Origin of the sequence: uncultured Nostoc sp. (genome assembly GCF_964245445.1) — a bacterium.
GTDB lineage: Bacteria > Cyanobacteriota > Cyanobacteriia > Cyanobacteriales > Nostocaceae > Nostoc.
Genome location: NZ_CAXTNE010000012.1, coordinates 40,610 through 56,825, shown reverse-complemented (window position 1 = coordinate 56,825; position 16,216 = coordinate 40,610). Strand labels below are relative to the sequence as shown.

Sequence of the window (16,216 nt, the reverse complement as noted above, 5' to 3'; positions counted from 1 at the left end):
GAGTGGGGATTGGGGGAGAGGGTGCAGAGGAGAAGAATTTTCCCTTTGCTCCCTGTTGCCTGCTCCCTGCCCCTCTGCCTCTTCAAAGACGGGTGCGAGGATACCACAGGAACGGTAGCCAGTATTTAAGCCAGTTAGTTCTTCTAGTTTGCGCGTCCAGTCGGGATATAAAGCACGCGATCGCCAACACAAAGAATGCATTGCCTCATTAGGGATGTTTTCCGCATCTGGTGCTAACATCCCGGCGGCGGCATGGGTAGCGGCAGCCTGGAAGTCACGACAAAGCACGGTGACACTTGCCCCGCGCAGTTTTAGCTCAATGGCGATCGCTAAACCAATAACGCCGCCACCAATAATTACAATCTCACTAGTCATTAGTCATTAGTCACTAGTCATTAGTCATTAGTCATTAGTACATAACTAATAACTCATAACTCATAACTTATAACTTATAACTCGTAACTATAGACGGATCTATCGTTACCACAAAGCGCGAATTGGTTCGTTGCCTTGATTTGTCTCGCTAGATGGCGTATTTGTTTGTGAAGAATCTGTATTGTTGTCTGTTGTAGTGTCAGCAGGTGATGTTGAGTCATCAGAAGGATTCTGAGCAACGTTACTCCTATTGTCAGGTCTTGGAGCTACAATACTGCGCCTGTTTTGGTTGGTTTCGGTTGTTTCATTTCCTTCAGTTGCAGTTTCTTGATTCTTGCTGTCAGCACTGCTATTAACATTGATATTAGCTGGAAGGACTTGTGATTTTTTGTCACTGGGAGCGTTAGCTGTTTGTACTCCCATAGGAAAGTTGATGCCCAGTAATGTACCAAGCAGAATGGCCAAACCTCCAGCCATTAAAATTAATGGTGTCCATCTACCCATCTTGTCTTACTCCTTTTTAACCTTTTGGTGTCCACACTATTCGAGAACCTTGTCCCCAAAATCCATCAAACTTTGTCACTTTCAGATCGCCTAAAACCTGAGTTTGACAGGCTAAACGCAAGTCTGTTGTAGGAGAATGGGGAGGAAGCGAACGCCGTGCTTGATCGCGCCAATTCGCTGCTGATACTTTACCCTCTACCTTAACCGCGCAAGTTCCGCAACTGCCAATGCCCCGACAGTTTATTAACTTAGCACCGTCGTTGTAGAGGTCAATACCATTTTGCAGCAAAATCGTTCGGAGATTACTTTTGCTTATGCACTCAATTGTTTTACCTTGAGCTAGTACCTTAGGCATTTTTAAATTGCCAAACTGGCGTTTTGTTGTATATTGACACATTGCCTCGAAAGTTGTCTCGTCGGTCCCAGTTTTATGACCACAAATTCTTCACCTCAACTTTGGCTCTATGACACTACATTACGAGATGGCACTCAGCGCGAGGGGCTATCAGTATCGATAGAAGATAAGTTACGCATTGCTCGTAGACTCGATCAACTAGGAATTCCCTTTATTGAAGGCGGTTGGCCTGGTGCCAATCCCAAGGATGTACAATTTTTCTGGCAACTCCAAGAAGATCCGCTAAAACAAGCTGAAATTGTGGCTTTTTGTTCGACTCGCCGTCCCAATTCCACTGCCGCAACCGAACCGATGCTACAGGATATTTTGGCTGCGGGGACTCGCTGGGTAACGATTTTTGGTAAGTCTTGGGATTTACATGTCACAACAAGCCTCAAGACGACATTAGAAGAAAATTTGGCGATGATTCGTGACACGATTGAGTACCTCCGTTCTCAAGGGCGTCGCATTATCTACGATGCCGAACATTGGTTTGATGGCTACAAGCACAATCGAGATTATGCTTTACAGACATTAGAGGCTGCGATCGCATCTGGTGCTGAATGGTTAGTCCTTTGTGATACTAATGGTGGCACTTTACCCCATGAAATTAGCCAAATTGTTCAAGATGTCAGTAGTCATTTGTCATTCGTCATTAGTCAAGAACCAATGACCAAGGACATAGACGCGCCAGTGGCTTCCCGCAGGGTAGGACAAAGGAGAATCCCTCAAATTGGAATTCACACTCATAACGATTCGGAAATGGCGGTTGCTAACGCAATAGCCGCCGTGATGGCAGGGGCAAAGATGGTACAGGGGACAATTAATGGTTACGGTGAACGTTGCGGTAATGCTAACCTCTGTTCGTTAATTCCCAATTTACAATTGAAGCTGGGTTACAGTTGTATCACAGAAGACCAGCTAACACAACTTACAGAAGCTAGTCGTTTTGTGAGTGAGGTGGTCAACCTCGCGCCAGATGAACACGCTCCCTTTGTCGGACTTTCGGCTTTTGCCCATAAGGGCGGTATTCATGTATCAGCCGTGGAACGTAATCCCCTGACCTACGAACATATTCAGCCGGAACAAGTCGGGAATCATCGCCGCATCGTGATTTCTGAACAGTCTGGACTTAGCAATGTTTTAGCCAAAGCCCGCAGTTTTGGAATTGACCTCGATCAACTGAAGGCAGAAGCCAAGCAAATTCTCCAGCGCCTCAAAGATTTGGAGAGTGAAGGATTTCAATTTGAAGCAGCAGAGGCTAGTTTTGCGCTGTTGATGCACGAAGCTTTAGGAGGTCGCCAGAAGTTTTTTGAAATCAAAGGTTTTCAAGTCCACTGTGACTTGATTGAGGGGAAAGAAACTAGCAACGCCTTAGCCACGGTTAAACTCGCTGTTGACGGCAAAAATATTCTGGAGGCGGCGGAAGGTAACGGCCCGGTTGCTGCGTTGGATGCGGCTTTACGCAAGGCTTTGGTGAACTTTTATCCCCAAATAGCAACCTTTGATTTGACAGATTACAAAGTACGGATTCTCAACGGACATACGGGTACTGCGGCGAAAACCCGTGTGTTGGTAGAGTCGGGCAATGGTCGTCAACGCTGGACAACGGTAGGGGTTTCCACCAACATTTTAGAGGCTTCTTATCAAGCAGTGGTGGAAGGCTTGGAATATGGTTTATTGTTGCACTCCCAAACAGAAGCAGCTTTGAAAGCTCCTAGTTGATCAAAGTTACTATTTAGTGTGTTGGAGGTTACATGAGAACCTAGCTGTAGCTAGAGGTAATTCCAGCTTCTAAATTACCTCTAGCTAACGGGAAAATAGCTACTTATTATGCTTATGCGGTTCGTTTAAACAACCTAAACTCTAACTAGTGCGATCGCTCACCGTATTTGCGACAGCAGCACGATAAAATTCTAAAACTATAATCGTACTAAAAGGTCTAAATGGCAGAAACATTATTCTTCAACGCCTTACGCGAAGCCATTGACGAAGAAATGGCGCGTGATTCCAGCGTATTTGTTCTCGGTGAAGATGTCGGACACTACGGCGGTTCCTATAAAGTTACCAAAGACCTGTACCAAAAATATGGCGAACTCCGCATTCTAGACACCCCCATTGCCGAAAATAGCTTTACCGGCATGGCAGTGGGAGCAGCAATGACAGGGTTGCGCCCTATCATTGAAGGCATGAATATGGGCTTTTTACTGCTCGCCTTCAACCAAATATCTAACAACGCTGGGATGCTGCGCTATACTTCTGGCGGTAACTTTAAAATTCCGATGGTAATTCGTGGCCCTGGCGGTGTCGGACGGCAGCTAGGCGCAGAACATTCCCAGCGACTAGAAACTTACTTTCAAGCTGTGCCAGGGTTGAAAATTGTTGCCTGTTCCACACCAAGAAACGCTAAAGGACTACTGAAATCTGCTATCCGCGATGATAATCCAGTGTTGTTCTTTGAACATGTTTTGCTTTACAACTTGAAAGAAGATTTACCAGAAGAAGAATACTTGCTACCTCTAGATAAAGCAGAAATGGTGCGTGAGGGTAAAGATGTCACAATTATTACTTATTCTCGAATGCGGCATCATGTGCTACAAGCAGTAAAAACTCTTGAAAAACAAGGATATGATCCAGAAGTTATCGATTTAATATCTCTCAAACCATTAGATTTTGATACTATTGGTGCATCAGTACGTAAAACCCATAAAGTCATTGTTGTAGAAGAATCAATGCGAACTGCGGGTATTGGAGCAGAGGTCATCGCCTCAATCAATGATCGCTTATTCGATGAATTAGATGCGCCAGTACTGCGGCTGTCTTCCCAAGATATCCCCACACCTTACAACGGCAACTTAGAACGACTAACAATCATCCAACCAGAGCAAATCGTGGAAGCTGTGGAAAAAATGGTAGCGTTGCGAGTCTAGGGAATAGGGAATAGGGAGTAGGGAATAGGTAATAAATTCAACCCCGACTCCCGACTCCCAACTGCCGACTCCCGACTCCCCAACTCATAACTCCATAAAAGAGCGCTATTATAGCCTTTGTCAGTTGCGAGTTATGGTATGCAAAGACAGCGATCACTATTAATTTTGATTTTAGTCCTGATAATCGCCGCGATTACGGTGATTGCCACAATTCCGATACCTCTTGGGCTGGACTTGCGCGGAGGCTCACAGCTCACAATTCAGGTGAAACCATCAGCCGATATTCCCAAAATCACCGAACGAGAATTGGAAGGTGTGAAGAAAGTTGTCGAAGGTCGGATTAATGGTCTGGGTGTTTCTGAGCCATTGATCCAAACAGTCGGCGCAGATAAAATATTGGTGCAACTACCAGGAGTAAACGATCCAGAGCAAGCCGAACGGGTGCTAGGGGGTACGGCGCAGTTAGAATTTCGCACCCAAAAGCCGAATACAGAAACTCAACTGCTTGCTTTTCAAGCATCTAGAGCCGAATTGAAAGTCAAGCAAGAAGAGTTGAGAAAGAGTACTGACAAAGTAGCAATTGTCAAGAATCAAGAAGATTTGCAAAAAAATAATCAAGCGATCGCAGAATTGTTTGAAAGCACCAAACCACCGCTAATTGGCAAATACCTCAAGGATGCCTATGGTGAACCCAGTCAAGGTAACAACTGGCATGTTGCCATTCGCTTCGACCAACAGGGTGGTCAACTGTTTGCCGATTTGACAAAAAATCTTGCTGGTACTGGGCGTAGCATTGGTGTTTTTCTAGACAATGAACTGATCAGCGCTCCTACTGTGGGTATAGAATTTGCCGCCACTGGTATTACTGGTGGCTCTGCCATAATTACAGGACGCTTTACCGCACAACAAGCCAACGATTTAGGCGTGCAGCTACGTGGTGGTGCATTACCCGTACCAGTAGAAATTGCAGAAAGGCGGACAGTAGGGGCAACTTTGGGTAAAGATAGTATTCAAAGCAGTATTTATGCTGGAGTTGGTGGTCTAGCTTTAGTATTAATATTCATGGTGTTTTATTATCGATTACCAGGACTGATTGCGGATGTGTCACTAGTGATTTACTCCCTCTTAACTTGGTCAACCTTTGCTTTATTGGGTGTAACCCTAACTTTGCCGGGAATTGCCGGTTTTATCCTCAGTATTGGGATGGCGGTTGATGCCAACGTGCTAATTTTTGAACGGACGCGGGAAGAATTACGGGCTGGTAAATCCTTATATCGTTCTGTGGAATCTGGTTTTTACCGAGCATTTTCTAGTATTTTAGATAGCAACGTCACTACATGGATTGCTTGTGCTGCCCTGTTTTGGCTGGGGTCTGGTTTAGTCAAAGGCTTTGCTCTTACCTTAGCTTTGGGGGTGGCTGTGAGTATGTTTACTGCAATTACCTGTAGTCGGACATTGCTGTTTTTGGCAATTTCAATTCCCTCTTTGCGGAAGACAGAACTTTTCTATCCAAACCTGCCAGCATCGAAGAAGGCAGAGGTGGCTCAATGAAACTGAGTATAAACAAATCGCGATCGCTTTGGTGGACTATTTCTGCTGCTATTATTCTTGCCGGTATGATCTCAATGGTGATTTCTTGGCAACAGCCCAATATTCGCTCCCCCCTACGCCCCGGTTTAGATTTTATCGGTGGTACACGGTTGCAGTTTGTCCGAGATTGTACCAAACCCGCTAACTGCGACAAACCAATTGATATCAACGCTGTTCGGGAAGTAGCTAGAGCGCAGGGACTGGGTGATAGCAGCATCCAACTTATCTCGGAAAATGGGGCAGAAAATGGTGTATTAATTCGGTCAAAAGATTTAAGTGTTGATCAGCGCACCAACTTGCAAAATGCTTTAAGCGAACAAATTGGTGTTTTTGATCCGCAAAAAAACCAAATTGACTCCGTCGGCCCTACCTTGGGAAAAGAACTGTTGAGGTCTGGGATATTAGCTCTGATAGTTTCCTTCATCGGTATTACTATCTATATGAGCTTCCGCTTCCAGTTTGATTATGCGGTGTTTGCGATCGTTGCCCTATTGCACGATATCTTGATCACGGTAGGGGCTTTTTCAATTTTGGGTTTGGTGGCGGGTATCGAAGTAGATAGCCTTTTTATCGTCGCCTTACTTACCATCACAGGTTTCTCAGTCAACGACACAGTAGTAATTTACGATCGCATTCGAGAAACCATTAAAATCCATCCTGAACAGCCGATTGCCGAAATTGTAGATGATGCGGTTAACCAAACCTTGACAAGATCAATCAACACCACCTTAACCGTGTTGCTAACATTATCTGCGATCTTTCTATTTGGCGGAGAAACACTGAGAAACTTTTCTTTAGCTTTGATTATTGGCTTCACGATGGGAGCTTATTCAAGTATTTTCATCGCTAGTACTCTCCTTACTTGGTGGCGAGAAAGGGGTCAATCCCAAGTGGTAGACAGCTTAGAGCCGATTGATACATCTACCAGTTCCCAGGATAGTTAAACTTGTGTGCATTTCATAATTGGTTTACTGATTTTGAATTGCTCACCTATGCTTTGGAATTTTATTCCCCTATGGATCAACCGAAAGAACCATTAATTACTGGCCCAGACTTGGAAAAATCTGACCCATCGTTTGCTCAACAAGTACAAAGGCTACACCAGCTGACAATATATGGCAGGTGGCTATTTGTCGGCTTTTTGTGGCTTACAATTGCGCCTGTTAGCTTGTGGGGTCTACGCGCAGAAATTTCTCTGTGGGAACAATATTTTACCTGGGTAGCGGTGCGATATGGACTTTTCTACCATCCACTGTCTACCTTCGGTTTAGCTTTTTGTATTGGAATGACTGCTGCTGTTTTAGTTTGGCAAAGTCGAAATATTTTATTCGGACTACCAGAACAGGAAAAACAACGTTTAGAAAAACAAGTTTATCGAATACGTCAGCAGGGGGCAACTCATCCTCTATGGAAGTGGGTTTGTCATTAAACTTTCTTTCTCGTTGAATATATATGTACACCAATTTCTTGCAAAATATGACTTAACCGTACAAAGATATGTCCAAAGGTAGATGCCATACATGAACGAGTCTCAGATTCAATTTAGCGAACGCAAGTCTGAAATTGACCTTTACCAACTCCAAGAACTGTTAAACGTTTCAGCTTTCTGGGCAAAAGGTCGCAGTATTGAAGATCTAGGTATAGCCATTGCCAACAGTGAGCCAGTGATTTCCGTTTGCGATCGCGATCAACTCATTGGTTTTGCTAGAGCAACATCTGATGGCATCTATCGCGCCACCATTTGGGATGTTGTGATTCATCCAAAGTATCAAAGTAGTGGGCTGGGAAGTAAGTTAGTAGAAACCGTTTTGAGTCATCCCCGCATGAAGTGGGTTGAGCGCGTTTACCTGATGACTACTCACCAGCAGGGTTTCTACAAAAAGATTGGTTTTCAACCCAACACCACCACTACGATGGTGTTACACAACCAACCTAACCGTGCTTTCGCTCCTCCTACGGAAGTTCAGCTTCAGGAATCACTAGGGGCATAGAGATTTGTAGTCTGCTAATCTCTTGAGGTGATTCCTTCGCAATGATCGAGGGCAGGATTTCTAACTTTCCTCCCATAACTTCTACCAGAGTCTGATTGATTAATAGCCTCATTCCTGGGGAAAGAGCAGCTTTTCCTTGGTGAATCTGGATCGGCTGATCTTCAGATTTAATTAAATCAATCGGTTCGCTCCAGGGTATGGCATGGGTTGGTACATCCAACCAAATGTTTACAAAATTACTTGTAGGCGCTGTACTGCTGGAAATACAGATGCTGCCTTCATCCATGTGAATAATGGCAGTGTCTATTAAACTTATCAATATTTGGCGGAGCCAGAGGTAATCTGTCAAAACATAAATTTCTGGGTCGGCGGGTAACAATTCCAAGGGGAAATTGCGATTGGCCGCCAGCATATAAGTTAATTTATGAACATCTTCCAAAACTTGGGCTAATGGTCTAGGCTGAATATCTAATTTATTAGTACCGTGTTCAGTTCTCGCAACGCTGAGAATTTCATCCATCAACTTGAGTAGCTTCAGCGTGCGCTCGTGAGCTTGGGTAATAAATTCTCGCTCTTCAGCCGGATCTTCACACAGATCCGACAAAATTAACTGATGTAAGCCTATCAGACCACTCAGGGGCGATCGCAATTCATGGGTAGTTCGCGCCAAAAAACCAGCTTTAAACTGGCTCATTTCTCTTGCCATCTGGTATGCCAGCTGCGTTTGCTGTAGCTGTTGCGATATTGATGGCATATCTTCTTGATCTAATGGCGCTACTGGAGATGAGCTAGATGAAATATTAGGCGATGCCTGCGGTGGGCGTAGCCATCGCACAAATAACTGACGGAAAATCACACCTAGTGCTATCCCTGCTCCTAGATATATCCAGTTGCTCCAATTCATAATCTGGCAATTATTAACTTGTTAATTAATCACAACAGCCCAAACCAAAGTTCCAGATTTATCTGTTGTCAAAACCACGAAAACAACATTATAGCGACCTATATTTGGTTATCATTGGAAATATCTAAATTTACCGCACCTTGCCGCAAAATCTGCCAATTTATTCCTGTCCATTTAGCAACGGTGGAAGGTACACCCACTCCCGACATTTCACCCTGGTACTCTAAAGTCAGAACCTTGGGAAACTGAACCTCAATTTCTGTCATCGTTTGCAAAGGCGGCTGACCAGAAAAATTGGCGCTAGTAGTAGCAAGGGGGCCTGTTTGGGCCAAAATAGTTTGAGCGATCGCACTGTTTGGTACTCGAATACCAATTGTCGTTGGATCAATAGGGTTCATAACTTTTGGCACGCGCTCGCTTGCTGGTAAAACTAATGTCAGCCCTCCTGGCCAATATTTATCTGCTAGTTCTTGCCAAACTTTATACTCGTTCTCATCACCTTTAACATACAGCCACAAATCTTCAGCACTAGCAGCCATCAAAATCAAAGGTTTGTCTTGACTGCGTTGCTTCGCTGCAAAAATTAATGCTGCTTTTTCTGGTATAGCTGCAAGCGCAGGAACAGTATCGGTGGGAAAACTCACCAAAAGCCCAGCGCGTGCGCCAGCTATGAGATTTGTTAGAGAAACTTGTGTCATGTTTACAAAGTTAGAAGTTAGGAGTGAGGAATTGTCATAACTCATAACTTTTAACTTTTATAAGCCACAGCAAAGCGCTCAATTCCAGCTAAATCAGCGTGAATTTGAATTTTACAATAGCTACCTTGATTTTGTAAAAGTTCTCGCACTGCATCCGCCTGTCCTGCCATCATCTCAATTAACCACACGCCACCAGGTTGCAAATAGCTGGGAGAAATTTCTATCAAATGGCGAATGCAATCTAAGCCATCAGTGCCACCATCCAAAGCTAGATGTGGTTCATGGTTAACTACTTCTGGTTGCAGAGTAGGTAAGGTACTGGTGGGTATATAAGGGGGATTCGACACCATACCACTGAACTGACCTTTGAGAAATGTCAGTGGCTCCCACCAGGAACCTTGATAAAATTTAATCCGGTCAGCAAAACCTAAATTACGGGCGTTGGTTTGGGCGATCGCCAGAGCTTCTAAACTGTAATCAACAGCATGAATTGTTGCTGGCAAGACATCTGCTAATCCCAAAGCGATCGCTCCACTCCCAGTGCCTAAATCAGCCCAGTGTCCTGAAGCATTACTGGCAGATGCTAAAGCTAAATCAATTAGGAATTCTGTCTCTGGTCTGGGAATCAAAACTGCACTTGACACTGCAATTTGAAAGTTACGCCAAGGTGTAACTCCGGCAATATACTGCACTGGTAGGCGGTCATTTAATCGCCTCTGCCACAGATGATCTAACTCTTCTAGAGGCAATTGCAGCTGAATTTGGGGCCAGTTTTTAAAGGATTCCAAACGCAGCGCCAAGCGGTCTAACCCAGCAACTTCTAAGAGCAACCAGTCTACGTCGGCAGGTGGGACATGAGTGGCGATCGCTGCTTGTTGAGCAGTATTGCGCCACTGCCATAGTTGTAAACCAGATATCAGATGTTTCTCCCCCATGCCTCAACCTTGGAAGTGCATAACCGTTATTTTTTCGGAGCAGGTGCAGCAGCAGGCTTGGCAGCTGGAGATTGATTCGGTGCAAGCGAGCGAATAAAATTGATCGACTCCCGCGATGGATAGAGAACAATTTTATTGATACTAGGGTCGGTACTGCTATTGAGAGCCTCCATAACACCGTACAAATCCACCACCTGAATTTCAGTGTTGGCTCCTTCCTTTGGCACGGCTTTTTTGAATTCGTCTAACAGAGCCGTTGCTTGCTCTTTCTCAAAAAAGAAAGGGATATACCGCTCTTTACCATTGGGGACGGGAATCGTCAAATAGCTATTATCTTTCTTAAATTTGGGTACAAATAAGGGAATACCATTAAATTGCTCCCCTTTTTTACCATTTTGATTCAGCATACTTGTTGCTGAAGCTACCTGTGCTTGCGTCGGTACTAAAGTATAAATTACAGAGTCTGATTTCTTTTTGCTTTCTTGGACTATTTTATAGTAGTCTGCCAAGGACAAAGGTCTTACCTGTAGTGTGCTTGCCAATTGGGGGTTTTCTTTCTTAAGCCGATTGTCAAGGAATTTTTGGGCATCTTGCTTGCTAATAAAAAATCCCACTTGCGAGATTGGCTTAGATGCGTTGTTCCTCGAAAGAACTACGAATTCGCCTTTAGGATTGGTAAGCGTGAATACAGGTACTTCTTGGAGCTTTTTCACTACCTGATCTTGTGGCAACGCGATCGCCTCTTGATTGCCTATTCCTGGTAGATTACCTATTCCTGAAAGCCCTGTTAAAAATACAGTGCCAGCTATACCCAATGTTGCGCCCAAGCGAATAAACGATTTCATGATTGCTCCTCGTATTAATAGTCCAATTAATTAAACAAATGGTTGGATGTTGCACAGCACTAACTAGCTTTAGTTATATAGCAATCTATTTCAATTGTGAAAAATTCATTGTGCGCGTTGAGGTTGAGCGTTAACCGTCAACGGTCAAAATCCAAGATTCCGCAACTATTTAGGGTTGCTATAATAGCCTTTTGAAAAATTGACTGTGCGAAAGTTGTGTTTTTCTCGATTTCGTTTTATTTTTCACGACGAAATGCTGTAGATGCCTATTATATGTCTTCTTAAACAGTCAAAAGTCTTTCTGTATCTCGACCTTGGCTCTGAGTAAATGCCATTCATTTTATCTGGCTTTCGCTAATATGGGGTGACGCTATTACTTAATCAATCGTTCCATCCCGCTTGCTTTAATATCTTGTCAAATCTATACAAAGCTTAGTGTCAGCAATATCTTACTGCTTAAAAACGAAATTTGCCTGTTAGGCTTCAATACATAACTCAACACTATAACAGGCAATTTGTTCTTATCGGAAAAAATTTACAATTTAATTGCATATCTTAGAAAAACAGCTTTAATCAATCCACCTTAGCTGTTAAGTATGTTAATTATTTCAAAAATCGGGATGACAGGATTTGAACCTGCGGCATCCTGCTCCCAAAGCAGGCGCGCTACCAAGCTGCGCTACATCCCGTTTATACTTATCTGCTTTTTGTGATTTGGTTTTATCCCATCAAAGCGATCGCACTTTACCAAAAGCATTAAGATAACTATATCACATCAGACCGCTTATGCCTAATCTTTTTTATCCTTTGCCAAAGACAAGATAGATTACATTTTTTTACTGATAAAGGTTTTGTGCCGACTTAGTTTTACAAGATATATACTTGCGCCTTCGTCGGCAGAAAAAAAGCAAAACCACATCAAAATAATAGATTTTCGCTATTTTACCTGATTTTCTTGTGTAAATCGGGTTTGATTTTGATTAAGCGCTAGTGAGGATACCAGAACATGCCTTTAATGCCTTCCGGATCAGCCATAAACCCCATAGTTCGGTAGAAATCTACAACATGGGGGTCAGCGAAGAGAGTGACATTACTAATTTCTTCACTCCTAAGTTTTTTGAGAACGTATTTCATCAGTGCCTTGCCCAGTCCTTGACTTTGAAAGTCTGGGTGAACCACGACATCCCAAATAGTTGCATTAAACGCGTGATCTGAGGTAGCACGGGCAAAACCAATGAGCCGCTTTTGGTTTCCTCTCACCTGCCACATTGAGGCGACGAGAAAACTATGCTCAATAGCTTTTTTCACTTTTCTTAGAGGACGACGCGACCAACCAACTGCATCACAGAGTTCTTCTAGCTCATAAAGGTCAATGTCTCGCTCCGTACTAAAGACGATGCGAGTCTCCTTTGAAGAAGCTTCGCTAAGGCTGCTGGAGTTGGAGTTGCCCGCAGCATCGGCTCTATATTCTTCAAAGGGGTTTGTCCTACTAGGCGCTACAGATTCAGGAGTACTAAACCAAGTTTTCCAAAAACCCATGCCAACGTGGTTCGGGTAGTATAACTGAATTGGTTTCCACTCTTAGGAGTGTTGATTCACGTCTAACATCGCTACCCCATTTACTACCTTTTACACTCAAATTTTTTCGGTTGTTTTCGGGATTTGCAATGGTAACAGCCAGTTAGGGCGTGTTTCACACCAATCATTTTCAACTTTAGCATTTTGTTGTGGAGGCTAGGAGAAATTCACCAAAAGGGTAAGGATATAAATACAGCAGTTTTTTTTTGCATGAAGTACGAAGCTGCGGGTTTTGAAGCAGGAGATAGGAGGCAGGGGGCAGGAGGGGAGGTCTGAATATCTGATGCGTAAGTCTTGCATTTTGTAGCTCGCTTAAAAAGCAAACTGCTGTAATTCAAAATTCAAAATGGAAAAACCTAATCCTGGAAATTGCTCGTATAGAGCTTAAATGCACGTTAGCTTAGGAGTGAATTGCATACAAGAAATTGAGTATTTAAGAAAATTCTTCCCCAGTCCCCAGTCCCTAACATTTAGCCCCTAGTCCCCAAGTGATGAAAGCAAGCGAGTCTTACCCTTAACAATGGCTTCTGGTTTAAAATCTTCGACACTGGAACTCCTAAAACGCTTTAACCGAGCGTTTCCTCAGTTTTATGAGCAATTCGTCAGCAGTGAGATTCAACTGCAAAATTTGCGGCTAGCCTACCGTCTCTATAAAACTAGACGCGCTGTTATTGAACTGAAACCTGAAGGTAGCAAAAGTGCCCTGCATTTTGCTTACCGTAACCAGTCTTTTCTTCTCAGCGATATTTTTGGTGTACTAGCAGCTTATGGATTGACTATTCACGGTCTGAGTCTATACGGTCAGATTCGTCCGCCAATGTTAGTTTTTATTAAACTGTTGGTATCTCGTGGTAGTAAAGCCTTAACCGAGAAAACCGCAGAAAACGTCTGTCGTGCTATTCGTGAGGCTTTAGGAGGTCGGTTTGAGGTAGAAGAGATGCTGGCAGTAGAATTCAATCTTGATACTGGCTTAGAGCAGGTACAAACTGAGTTCTATGTCGATCCGGTCTTTCATCTCCCTGCCCTAATGATTGAAGCCGATAATCAACCAGGATTATTCTACAAAGTGATGTACGCCATCTGGCAGGAAGACCTGCTGGTAGTCAATGCAAATTTACTGGTTTGGCGCGGACGTACACGGCTAATTCTGTACTTGTTGGGGCCGAATGAAAGTCTTATTCCTGAATATCTGGGTCACAAAATTGCTGAAGGGGTGCGACAGAGGTTGCTGGATAAATGAAAAAGTTATGAGTTATGAGTTAAAAATTAACAATTCCAAACTCCTGACTTCTAATTTCTAACTCTTCACACTCCGTATTTAGTCGCACCCGCCCTTAAGGTTACGATATAAGTATGGCAACTATCGAAATCTTGGGCGTTCCACACGCATACGAGCTAACGGCTCCCACTTCCTGCCCCGATGCTTTAGTATTTATCCACGGTTGGCTCAATAGCCGTGGATATTGGCAACCTGTGATTTCCCGCCTATCAGATGATTTGCAGTGCCTTTCCTATGATTTGCGGGGTTTTGGTGAATCCCAGTCTCAGGTAAAAACCGATTTTAGTCGGGCAGAAATGTCTTTGAGTTTAACGCCCATCTCCAGTAGTGCGCTTGGCTCAACAATCGATTCTCTTTATACTCCTGTTGCCTATGCTCAGGATTTAGCAATTCTCCTGAAACAGTTGAATATTAAAAGTGCTTGGCTCATTGGTCACTCTTTGGGAGGCACGATCGCTCTTTGGGGAGCAGATCAAATACCTGAGTGTGTTAAAGGAGTGATCTGTATCAACGCTGGCGGTGGTATTTACCTCAAAGAAGCCTTTGAGCAGTTTCGCTCGGCGGGTCAGAAATTTTTGCAAGTTCGCCCGCGCTGGCTGTCCCAAGTACCTTTGATTGATTTGTTGTTTACCAGAGCCAGTGTCGCTCGTCCTTTGGAGCGCCATTGGGCACGTCAACGGGTAATAGATTTTGTTGTGGCTGACCCAGAAGCAGCTCTGGGAAGTCTGTTAGACTCTACAACCGAAGAAGAAATCAATCGTTTACCTGAACTAGTATCCCAATTGAAACAGCCAGTTTATTTTTTGGCTGGTGCCGAAGATAAGGTAATGGAACCTAAGTACGTGCGCCATTTAGCTAGCTTTCACAGACTGTTCCAATATTGTGGTGACAATGTTCTGGAAATTCCTAATTGCGGACACCTGGCTATGTTAGAACAGCCGGATGCAGTGGCTGATCACATCCGAGCAATAGTCAATAGTTATAGGGCATAGGGCATGGGGCATGGGGCATAGGGCATTGGGCATTGGAGCAAACAGAAAGTTATTCTCTCCTGACAAATGACAAATGACAAATGACTACTCAATAGGTTGATACAACTTCATCACCTGGGTAAGGGCTAACCTAGACTCAACGCCCAGTGTGAGGGGGGATGTATGACCACGAGATAGATGTTCGGCGGCGGCACAGCCGATCATGGCAGCGTTATCGGTACAGAATTTTAGAGGTGGGAATAGGACGCGTAGGTTATGTTCAATGGCGGCGGCTTGGAGGTTTTTTCTCAAACCGTTATTCGCTGCTACACCGCCACCTATTGCAATTGTGTCTAGACCATAGTCTAGGGCACAGGCGATCGCTCTTTTAGTTAGCGATCGCGCGACGGTTTCCTGAAAGCTAGCTGCTACATCTGCCACTGGCACTTGTCCACCATCTTTTTCTAACTGCTGTACTAAACGCAATACAGCCGTTTTTAATCCACTAAAACTTGCATCATAACGATGGAACCCCCCACCAGGTAAAGAAACTTTTCCTTCTGGTAGAGCAAAGGCTTGGGAATTTCCCTGTTGTGCCAACTTGTCAATTATTGGGCCACCCGGATAACCCAGCTTTAACAATCGCGCCACTTTATCAAAGGCTTCACCGGCAGCATCATCACGAGTTTGTCCTAGCGTTTCGTACATACCACAATCTTTGACACAAATCAAGCTTGTATGTCCGCCAGAAACTAATAAACTCAAGAAAGGGGGGTTTAAACTTGGTTCGCTCAAATAAGTTGCGTAAATGTGACCTTCAAGGTGATGAACTCCCAAAAATGGTTTGTTGTGTACCATTGCCAGGGTTTTGGCAGCAGTTAACCCCACCAACAGCGCTCCTACGAGTCCAGGGGCAGAAGTGGCAGCAATTGCGTCAATTTTATCCCAGTCTAGTTGGGCTTGCTCTAAGGCTTGAGCGATCGCAACATTTATCGTTTCCAAGTGTTCGCGAGACGCTACTTCTGGCACTACCCCGCCATACTGCTGATGGACTGGAATTTGCGAGGCTACAATACTGCTGCAAACTTTACGATTGTTAACAATTGCGACTGCTGTTTCATCACAACTGGTTTCTATTGCTAAAACGGTTGTCATTAAGGGTGCTGAGTGCTGAGTTTTGAGTATTAGAGACAAAATCTTGCTTCTTTACTACCCTACAACA

The 16,216-nt window shown here is 44.0% G+C and carries 17 protein-coding genes and 1 tRNA gene; 8 read left to right on the top strand and 10 right to left on the bottom strand.

Annotation, left to right across the window (positions count from 1 at the left end):
* The 3 genes from ACFE90_RS03800 to ACFE90_RS03790 form a co-directional block, all read right to left on the bottom strand.
* Positions 1 to 375, bottom strand: a 375-nt coding sequence (locus ACFE90_RS03800) for an FAD-dependent oxidoreductase (RefSeq protein WP_375497860.1), incomplete at its 3' end; no start/stop codon positions are given.
* Between the two features lie 105 nt (positions 376 to 480).
* Entirely contained in the window at positions 481 to 879 is a 399-nt protein-coding gene (locus ACFE90_RS03795; protein ID WP_375497858.1) for a hypothetical protein, read from the bottom strand.
* 16 nt (positions 880 to 895) lie between these two features.
* The gene (locus ACFE90_RS03790; RefSeq protein WP_375497856.1) at positions 896 to 1,234 is read right to left on the bottom strand and encodes a 2Fe-2S iron-sulfur cluster-binding protein; all 339 of its coding nucleotides are present in this window, start codon (positions 1,232 to 1,234) and stop codon (positions 896 to 898) included.
* 75 nt (positions 1,235 to 1,309) lie between these two features.
* Here ACFE90_RS03790 and cimA point away from each other — a divergent pair, with 75 nt between their 5' ends.
* The 6 genes from cimA (at position 1,310) to ACFE90_RS03760 (ending at position 7,784) form a co-directional block, all read left to right on the top strand.
* Positions 1,310 to 2,998, top strand: a complete 1,689-nt coding sequence (cimA, locus tag ACFE90_RS03785; protein ID WP_375497854.1) for a citramalate synthase — start codon at positions 1,310 to 1,312, stop codon at positions 2,996 to 2,998.
* Positions 2,999 to 3,219: 221 nt separating this feature from the next.
* Complete coding sequence (locus ACFE90_RS03780; protein WP_190892814.1) at positions 3,220 to 4,203, top strand: alpha-ketoacid dehydrogenase subunit beta; 984 nt, start codon at positions 3,220 to 3,222, stop codon at positions 4,201 to 4,203.
* A 138-nt stretch (positions 4,204 to 4,341) separates the two neighbouring features.
* Positions 4,342 to 5,754 (top strand): protein translocase subunit SecD, encoded by a 1,413-nt coding sequence (gene secD, locus ACFE90_RS03775; RefSeq protein ID WP_375497852.1) that lies wholly within the window; start codon positions 4,342 to 4,344, stop codon positions 5,752 to 5,754.
* Positions 5,751 to 6,737, top strand: a complete 987-nt coding sequence (gene secF, locus ACFE90_RS03770) for a protein translocase subunit SecF (protein WP_375497850.1) — start codon at positions 5,751 to 5,753, stop codon at positions 6,735 to 6,737. Before secD ends, secF begins: the two co-directional genes overlap by 4 nt.
* A gap of 71 nt (positions 6,738 to 6,808) precedes the next feature.
* On the top strand, positions 6,809 to 7,222 hold the full coding sequence (locus ACFE90_RS03765) for a hypothetical protein (protein WP_375497848.1): 414 nt from the start codon (positions 6,809 to 6,811) through the stop codon (positions 7,220 to 7,222).
* A 91-nt stretch (positions 7,223 to 7,313) separates the two neighbouring features.
* On the top strand, positions 7,314 to 7,784 hold the full coding sequence (locus ACFE90_RS03760; RefSeq protein WP_375497846.1) for a GNAT family N-acetyltransferase: 471 nt from the start codon (positions 7,314 to 7,316) through the stop codon (positions 7,782 to 7,784).
* Here ACFE90_RS03760 and ACFE90_RS03755 read toward each other — a convergent pair.
* From ACFE90_RS03755 to ACFE90_RS03730, 6 genes are all read right to left on the bottom strand, one after another.
* On the bottom strand, positions 7,747 to 8,688 hold the full coding sequence (locus ACFE90_RS03755) for a sensor histidine kinase (RefSeq protein WP_375497844.1): 942 nt from the start codon (positions 8,686 to 8,688) through the stop codon (positions 7,747 to 7,749). The genes ACFE90_RS03760 and ACFE90_RS03755 overlap by 38 nt on opposite strands.
* 98 nt (positions 8,689 to 8,786) lie before the next feature.
* The gene (locus tag ACFE90_RS03750; protein ID WP_375497866.1) at positions 8,787 to 9,386 is read right to left on the bottom strand and encodes an L-threonylcarbamoyladenylate synthase; all 600 of its coding nucleotides are present in this window, start codon (positions 9,384 to 9,386) and stop codon (positions 8,787 to 8,789) included.
* Positions 9,387 to 9,436: 50 nt separating this feature from the next.
* Positions 9,437 to 10,321 (bottom strand): peptide chain release factor N(5)-glutamine methyltransferase, encoded by an 885-nt coding sequence (gene prmC, locus ACFE90_RS03745; protein WP_375497842.1) that lies wholly within the window; start codon positions 10,319 to 10,321, stop codon positions 9,437 to 9,439.
* A gap of 26 nt (positions 10,322 to 10,347) precedes the next feature.
* Positions 10,348 to 11,166, bottom strand: a complete 819-nt coding sequence (locus ACFE90_RS03740; protein ID WP_375497840.1) for a Tic22 family protein — start codon at positions 11,164 to 11,166, stop codon at positions 10,348 to 10,350.
* Positions 11,167 to 11,781: 615 nt separating this feature from the next.
* Positions 11,782 to 11,855: transfer RNA gene (locus ACFE90_RS03735), tRNA-Pro, on the bottom strand.
* A 298-nt stretch (positions 11,856 to 12,153) separates the two neighbouring features.
* A complete protein-coding gene (locus tag ACFE90_RS03730; RefSeq protein ID WP_100899858.1) occupies positions 12,154 to 12,705 on the bottom strand; it encodes a GNAT family N-acetyltransferase in 552 nt (183 codons plus the stop codon).
* A 559-nt stretch (positions 12,706 to 13,264) separates the two neighbouring features.
* Here ACFE90_RS03730 and ACFE90_RS03725 point away from each other — a divergent pair.
* Positions 13,265 to 13,984 carry a hypothetical protein gene (locus ACFE90_RS03725; protein WP_100899857.1) on the top strand — a complete coding sequence of 240 codons (720 nt, stop codon included), beginning with the start codon at positions 13,265 to 13,267 and terminating at the stop codon, positions 13,982 to 13,984.
* Between the two features lie 113 nt (positions 13,985 to 14,097).
* Positions 14,098 to 15,015, top strand: a complete 918-nt coding sequence (locus tag ACFE90_RS03720; RefSeq protein ID WP_375497837.1) for an alpha/beta fold hydrolase — start codon at positions 14,098 to 14,100, stop codon at positions 15,013 to 15,015.
* An 84-nt stretch (positions 15,016 to 15,099) separates the two neighbouring features.
* On the opposite strand, the gene tsaD is transcribed toward ACFE90_RS03720, so the two are convergent.
* Positions 15,100 to 16,149, bottom strand: a complete 1,050-nt coding sequence (gene tsaD, locus ACFE90_RS03715) for a tRNA (adenosine(37)-N6)-threonylcarbamoyltransferase complex transferase subunit TsaD (protein ID WP_375497835.1) — start codon at positions 16,147 to 16,149, stop codon at positions 15,100 to 15,102.
* Positions 16,150 to 16,216 lie beyond the last annotated feature (67 nt).